We start from the raw sequence: 6389 nt of genomic DNA on the forward strand, positions 1-6389 counted from the left end.
TCCCATTAAGATGATTAGTTGTTGCCTTGATTTGGATATACTGACTAGTAAAAATCAGTTATACAAATTAATATGAGTTGAGACTTATTCTGTAGCACCGAACTCTTCTTTAACCCATTCGTAACCTTCTTCTTCTAAACGCTTAGCTAATTCTGGTCCGCCTGATTTAACGACTTTTCCGCCGAACATTACGTGTACTTTATCAGGTGTAATGTAGTTTAATAAACGTTGATAGTGCGTGATGATTAATGAACCAAACTCATCTCCACGCATTTCATTAATACCTTTAGATACTACTTTTAACGCATCGATGTCTAAACCAGAGTCGATTTCGTCTAAGATAGCGAATTTTGGTTCTAACATTAATAATTGAAGAATTTCGTTACGTTTTTTCTCACCGCCAGAGAAACCTTCATTTAAATAACGTTGAGCCATATCTTGGTCAATGTCTAAGAAATCCATTTCTTTATCTAATTTTTTGATAAATTGCATTAAATTGATTTCTTCTCCTTCTTCACGTTTAGCGTTAATTGCAGAACGCATGAAGTCAGCATTTGTAACGCCTGTGATTTCTGAAGGATATTGCATAGCTAGGAACAAACCAGCTTTTGCACGTTCGTCAACTTCAAGTTCTAAAATGTTTACGCCGTCTAAAAGTACTTCGCCTTGAGTTACTTCAAAACTTGGGTGCCCCATAATTGCAGATGATAATGTTGATTTACCCGTACCATTTGGTCCCATAATTGCATGAATCTCACCAGTATTAATTGTTAAATTAACACCTTTTAAAATTTCTTTATCTTCAATAGACACATGTAGGTCTTTGATCTCTAATGTTGATGGCATACATATTCCCTCCGTAATAAATAATATGTTTTCCTTACTAGTTTATAATAATTTTAATCTGCAGTCAAAAAACTGCAAACGTATTACATCGTCTAATTATAACGCACTTACTAGCTAATATAAACCTTTTGGCGTGGTATTTTATAATAATTATTATAAAGCAACAATTTTTATTAAGACTTACTTTCTAAAAGTAACTGATAATGATTAAACGTTTGTTCTCAATAGCTAAACGCTTCTTTAAGTTAAGCTTTCAACTTAATATTTATGACAACGAAACATGTGCTATAACCATTTACTTTCTTATGTGCAACGCTCTATTTGATAGTAGTGAAATATTACAAAACACTCCCTTTCCATAGGATAAGGGAGTGTTTATTTCTATATTATTTAGCTGGTACAACTGCGCCGTCATATTTCTTGTTAATATAGTCTTTGATTTCTTTAGATTGTAAAACTTCCATTAAAGCTTTAACTTTCTTATCATCTTTATGACCATCTTTAACTGCAATTAAGTTAGCATAAGGATTGTCTTTAGACTTTTCTAAAGCGATTGAATCTTTACGTGGGCTTAATTTTTGATCAATAGCAAAGTTTGAGTTGATAATTACTGCATCCGCTTTTTGATTTTGATAAATCTTAGGTAAGTACTCAGCTGATTGTTTATTATTAAATTTAATATTTTTTTTGTTTTCTACAATATCGCTAAATTTAGCGTCTTGAATTTTCACGCCTTTTTTAACTTTAACTAATCCAGCATCTTGGAAGAATTTAATGAAACGACCTTCTTCAGCTGGGTTATTTGAAACATAAACTGTAGCGCCTTTTGGTAAATCTTTTAAACTTTTATATTTTTTAGAATACACAGCCATTGGTTCTAAATGAACATCTCCAGCTGATTCAATTTTATAGTGCTTGTCTTTTTTCTCAGTATTTAAATATGGTGTGTGTTGGAAATAGTTAGCGTCGATTTCGCCTTTATCTAACAATTTGTTAGGTGTTGTGTAATCGTTGATTGTTTTAATTTGTAAATCATAACCTTTATCTTTTAATAAAGGTTTCGCTTTTTCCAAAATTTCAGCATGTGGTGATGGAGATGCACCTACTGTGATTTTTTTATCATCTCCGCCTTTACCACAAGCTGCTAATACGACTGCTAAAATTGCAACTAACGCTAAACTTAAAAACTTTTTCATGTTAAGTCCCCTTTCATCTTACCTTTTATCGATTTTATTTGTAGCCCAATCACCAATGAATTGGATAATAAATACTATGATTAAAATTAAAATTGTTGAAACTAAAATGACATCATTTTGGTTACGCGTAAATCCAGTTAAATATGCTAAATTCCCTAATCCTCCTGCACCAATGACACCTGCGATTGCAGTTGATCCAACTAAGGCAATTGCAGTAACGGTAATACCTGAAACTAATGCTGGCATCGCTTCTGGTAATAGTACCTTTCTTACGATCGTCCAAGTATTGGCACCCATAGACCATGCCGCTTCAATAACACCCTTATCAATTTCTTTGAATGCAATTTCAACTAATCTAGCATAGAATGGCGCTGAACCTATAATTAATGCTGGCAACGCACCAGTTGGTCCACTAATTGTCCCTAAGACTATGCTTGTAAAAGGAATGAGTAGCAAAATTAAAATAATGAACGGAATTGCTCTAAATAAGTTAACGACAAATGACACGATTGAATAAAACACTTGCGCAATTTTGGATTTACTTCTCGCTGATAAAAATAATAGTACGCCTAAAATAATACCGAAAACAAACGCAAAAATAGTCGAAATCACTGTCATGTATAACGTTTCGTATGTTGCTTGCCAAACTTCAGGCCATTGTACATTTGGCATAGTTATCATCTCTTGCAAAATTTCTCCAAATGACTTACCCATGACGTAACACCTCCACTGATACTTGTTGTGACTCTAAGTTTTCTTTGAAAGTGTCGAATTGATCAGTACCTACATTTGGCAAATGTAATACTAAAAATCCAATTGATCCATTTTTACTATTTTTAATATTTGCTTCTAAAATATTCACATCAATATTATGCGTTTTAGTTATATATGAAACGATGGGTTCTGTAGTATTATTGCCTACAAAATTTAATCTAACTATGTAATCTCCAGGTTGTAATGCACCTAAGTCATCGATAGATTCATCAAAATCATCATTCAAATCGTCTTTAACAAAACGTTTTGTCACTTGATGTTTAGGGTGTTCAAAAACATCATTAACTGCTCCTTGTTCAATCACTCGTCCACTTTCCATTACAGCAACTTCATCGCAAATACGACGAATTACATGCATTTCATGAGTGATGATTACGATAGTTATATTGCTTTGTTCTTTAACTTTCAACAGTAAATCAAGAATTTCGTCTGTCGTTTGAGGGTCTAATGCACTTGTCGCCTCATCGCAAAGTAATACAGTTGGCTCATTTGCAAGCGCACGTGCAATACCTACACGCTGCTTCTGTCCACCTGAAAGTTGCGCAGGATAGGCGTTTTCTCTTCCTTGTAAGCCAACAAGTTCGATTAATTCTTGTGCTCTCTTTTTAGCTTGTTGACGTGATACGCCAGCAATCTCTAAAGGGAACGTAATATTGTTTAATACGGTCCTAGACCATAATAAATTAAAGTGTTGAAATATCATGCTTACTTTTTGACGTTTTTGGCGTAATGCCGATTTAGACAATTGTCCTATATTGTCTCCATCAATAATGACATCACCTGATGTTGGCTGTTCTAAATTGTTTAAAAGTCTAACTAAAGTACTTTTTCCCGCTCCTGAAAAACCAATCACGCCAAAAATTGAGCCAGTTTCTATGTTTAAATCAACATGATCGACAGCAAGTACTTCTTGCTTTTTCGTCTTATAACGTTTGACGATTTGATTTAACTCAATCATTGTGATTGCCTCCTTGATATGCTCGATAAATTAAAAAATGCTTCCTCTATCTTATCCAGAATAGAGAAAGCAATATACCCTCTCTCATCTTTTAAAGTTAGTTTAACTTTATGTGAATTGGCACCATTTCTATTAATTAGACGGTTGCCGGGTTTCATAGGGCACATCCCTCCACCTCTCTCGATAAGAGTTACATAATTTAATTATTTTTAATCCTACCATTACACTAATGTTTCGTCAATTACTTTTTAAATTTTCTAACAAATAAGGAACGGACTGAAAAGCGTATAATCTTTTTAGTTCCGAACCTTTTGACATCACCATTAAAACAGGCACTGACTGAATTTCATATTGCTGACTAAAATCAGGATGTAAATTCAAATCAATCTTAGTGAGTGGTAATTTTAAAATGTCGTTCGCAATATCTAACATTCTTTCTGAAACTTTACACGTACCACATGTAGGTGTATAGCCAAAAATTAAGTGCTTTTCTTCATTGAAATGTTCTTCTACATTAACTCGTTGCTCTTTTGTTACGTTCATGTTATCAAACTTACCCTCTCAGCTATATTCTCTAATTGTGCTTTGTCTAACTGTTCCTCGTCTTTAACTATAAAGCCATTTTTTTCTAATAATCTAGATAAATATTGTTTTGGACATCTTGCCACTTCACAATATTGTTTATCTACTTTTATATGTTTACTTTCACTTAAATATCTTTTGAACCAACTACGAATTTTTTCGCCTTCATCATCTGAATCAACTAAGATGAATACTTGTTTATCGTAAAGTGTATCTATCATACTATCAATTTTATCAATACTCATTGTACCGTTAGTGCAAATGATTTGTACAGGCTCATCAAGCACTTTGTTTACTTGCATTTTATCTGATTTACCTTCAACGACAATTACATTATTTAATATAGTCATGACATCCACCTTCTCAAAGTCGATTATCTATACGCTATTATACTATTCCACGATGTATTCACTCATTAAACATGAATTATGATCATACGGCCAAAAATATGCTTAAGTTTTAATAAATTTTGTAGTAATAATAAAAACTCCCAGATATATATATCAAGGAGTTCAACTTTTTAATTATTCGCCTATCATTTCTGAATATTGTTCAGCTGATAATAAACCGTCTAATTGACTTTCATCAGTAATTTCTATTTTAACCATCCAAGCTTTCTCGTAGGGTGATTCATTAACGAATTCAGGGCTATCTTCTAATTCTTCATTTGATTCTAAGACTTTACCTGAAATAGGTGCATATAATTCTGATACGGTTTTAACTGATTCTACGCTACCAAAAGTATCTCCTTCATTAATTTCATCATCAACCTCTGGTAATTCGACAAAAACGATATCTCCTAATTCGTTTTGTGCGTATTCAGTAATACCAATTGTTGCTGTATTACCCTCAATTTTAACCCATTCATGATCTTTAGAATATTTTAATTCGCTCGGTACTGCCACAAGTATCCCCTCCTATATGATTTCACACTTTTATGATGCCATATGACAATGCTTAAAGGCAACTGTTTATAATAAAAATAAAATAATAAACGACATGTAGAGATAAAAAAAGTGCCTAATATATAAACACCTTAATTTCGACATCTATTAATTACAACCAAGTTTCTTTATAAACTTCTTCATTAAAACCTACTGTGGCTTTATCTCCAGATATAGCCAATGGGCGTTTAACAAGCATACCATTTTGAGCTAACAAGTCTAACTTATCATTGTCTGACATTGAGCTCAACTTATCTTTTAATTCTAACTCACGATATTTTGCGCCGTGTGTATTAAATAATTTGTTCACTTCTAAGCCCGTACGTTCAATGATTTCTTTAAATTCACTTTTTGTTGGCGTGTGTTGAACGATATCAATAGGTTCGTAACTCACACCATATGCTTGTAAAAATTTAGCAGCTTTTTTACAAGTAGTACAATTAGGATATTGGTAAAATTTAATCATATTTCTGTACCTCCTATACGTTATTATCACTAATATAGCAGAATTATATTAAAAACGCTCTTAATTTTAAGCTTAAAGTTTTTAATTAATATTAATTATTCGTTATAATAAAAAGTAATAAATTATAAAAAGGAGCGTTATTATGCAACCTATTAAAACAAATGAAGATTTTAACACTACTGTAAATAGCGATAATCCAGTAATTGTTAAATTCGAAGCTGGCTGGTGCCCTGATTGTAAAGCAATGGATATGTGGATTGATCCAATACAAGAAAAATATAACGATTACAATTGGTATACAGTAAATAGAGATGAACTTGAAGATGTTGCCGCAGATAATGAAGTCATGGGTATTCCTAGTTTATTAGTATTTAAAAATGGAGAAAAATTAGCTCATTTACATTCAGCAAATGCGAAATCACCAGAACAAGTTGAGTCTTTTTTGGCTGAGACTTTCAATTAATTCATCTTTTAATTAGATAAAAAGTCTAGGACAGAAAACCTAGCTCATAATAAACGATAACTCATTTCAATGATTGAATCTGTTAGAAATGAGTTGATTTTATAGAAAAAGAAAACTTTGGTAGAATTCTTCATTAGGTATAGACTCGACAATTTGATTC

At 32.4% G+C, this 6389-nt stretch carries 9 protein-coding genes and 1 riboswitch; of the genes, 1 reads left to right on the forward strand and 8 read right to left on the reverse strand.

The genetic code is table 11. The features are described from left to right. Positions 1–84 precede the first annotated feature (84 nt). The 8 genes from sufC to RPL90_RS10710 all read right to left on the reverse strand — a co-directional run bounded on the left by sufC (position 85) and on the right by RPL90_RS10710 (position 5766). A complete protein-coding gene (gene sufC, locus RPL90_RS10675; RefSeq protein WP_313549156.1) occupies positions 85–846 on the reverse strand; it encodes a Fe-S cluster assembly ATPase SufC in 762 nt (253 codons plus the stop codon). A gap of 386 nt (positions 847–1232) precedes the next feature. After that, on the reverse strand, positions 1233–2042 hold the full coding sequence (locus RPL90_RS10680; protein WP_313549160.1) for a MetQ/NlpA family ABC transporter substrate-binding protein: 810 nt from the start codon (positions 2040–2042) through the stop codon (positions 1233–1235). Between the two features lie 18 nt (positions 2043–2060). Then, entirely contained in the window at positions 2061–2756 is a 696-nt protein-coding gene (locus tag RPL90_RS10685) for a methionine ABC transporter permease (RefSeq protein ID WP_313549163.1), read from the reverse strand. Next, on the reverse strand, positions 2749–3774 hold the full coding sequence (locus tag RPL90_RS10690) for a methionine ABC transporter ATP-binding protein (protein WP_313549167.1): 1026 nt from the start codon (positions 3772–3774) through the stop codon (positions 2749–2751). Before RPL90_RS10690 ends, RPL90_RS10685 begins: the two co-directional genes overlap by 8 nt. 81 nt (positions 3775–3855) lie before the next feature. After that, positions 3856–3964, reverse strand: a riboswitch (SAM riboswitch). A 47-nt stretch (positions 3965–4011) separates the two neighbouring features. Further along, positions 4012–4317 (reverse strand): thioredoxin family protein, encoded by a 306-nt coding sequence (locus RPL90_RS10695; protein ID WP_313549171.1) that lies wholly within the window; start codon positions 4315–4317, stop codon positions 4012–4014. Beyond that, positions 4314–4706: a toprim domain-containing protein gene (locus RPL90_RS10700; protein WP_313549175.1), complete on the reverse strand. Its 393-nt coding sequence runs from the start codon at positions 4704–4706 to the stop codon at positions 4314–4316. Before RPL90_RS10700 ends, RPL90_RS10695 begins: the two co-directional genes overlap by 4 nt. A 174-nt stretch (positions 4707–4880) precedes the next feature. Continuing rightward, a complete protein-coding gene (gcvH, locus tag RPL90_RS10705) occupies positions 4881–5261 on the reverse strand; it encodes a glycine cleavage system protein GcvH (RefSeq protein ID WP_313549178.1) in 381 nt (126 codons plus the stop codon). A 151-nt stretch (positions 5262–5412) separates the two neighbouring features. Next, a complete protein-coding gene (locus RPL90_RS10710; protein WP_313549180.1) occupies positions 5413–5766 on the reverse strand; it encodes an arsenate reductase family protein in 354 nt (117 codons plus the stop codon). Positions 5767–5908: 142 nt separating this feature from the next. Here RPL90_RS10710 and RPL90_RS10715 point away from each other — a divergent pair, with 142 nt between their 5' ends. Then, on the forward strand, positions 5909–6229 hold the full coding sequence (locus RPL90_RS10715; RefSeq protein ID WP_313549182.1) for a thioredoxin family protein: 321 nt from the start codon (positions 5909–5911) through the stop codon (positions 6227–6229). Positions 6230–6389: the final 160 nt, after the last annotated feature.

The sequence above is a fragment of the Staphylococcus kloosii genome (assembly GCF_032139365.1).
In the GTDB taxonomy this organism is placed as follows: domain Bacteria; phylum Bacillota; class Bacilli; order Staphylococcales; family Staphylococcaceae; genus Staphylococcus; species Staphylococcus kloosii_A.

Bases quoted from the DNA above. Each gene is read 5' to 3' on its own strand.
- sufC (WP_313549156.1), bottom strand. From the start codon at position 846: ATGCCATCAACATTAGAGATCAAAGACCTACATGTGTCTATTGAAGAT.
- RPL90_RS10680 (WP_313549160.1), bottom strand. From the start codon at position 2,042: ATGAAAAAGTTTTTAAGTTTAGCGTTAGTTGCAATTTTAGCAGTCGTA.
- RPL90_RS10685 (WP_313549163.1), bottom strand. From the start codon at position 2,756: ATGGGTAAGTCATTTGGAGAAATTTTGCAAGAGATGATAACTATGCCA.
- RPL90_RS10690 (WP_313549167.1), bottom strand. From the start codon at position 3,774: ATGATTGAGTTAAATCAAATCGTCAAACGTTATAAGACGAAAAAGCAA.
- RPL90_RS10695 (WP_313549171.1), bottom strand. From the start codon at position 4,317: ATGAACGTAACAAAAGAGCAACGAGTTAATGTAGAAGAACATTTCAAT.
- RPL90_RS10700 (WP_313549175.1), bottom strand. From the start codon at position 4,706: ATGACTATATTAAATAATGTAATTGTCGTTGAAGGTAAATCAGATAAA.
- RPL90_RS10710 (WP_313549180.1), bottom strand. From the start codon at position 5,766: ATGATTAAATTTTACCAATATCCTAATTGTACTACTTGTAAAAAAGCT.
- RPL90_RS10715 (WP_313549182.1), top strand. From the start codon at position 5,909: ATGCAACCTATTAAAACAAATGAAGATTTTAACACTACTGTAAATAGC.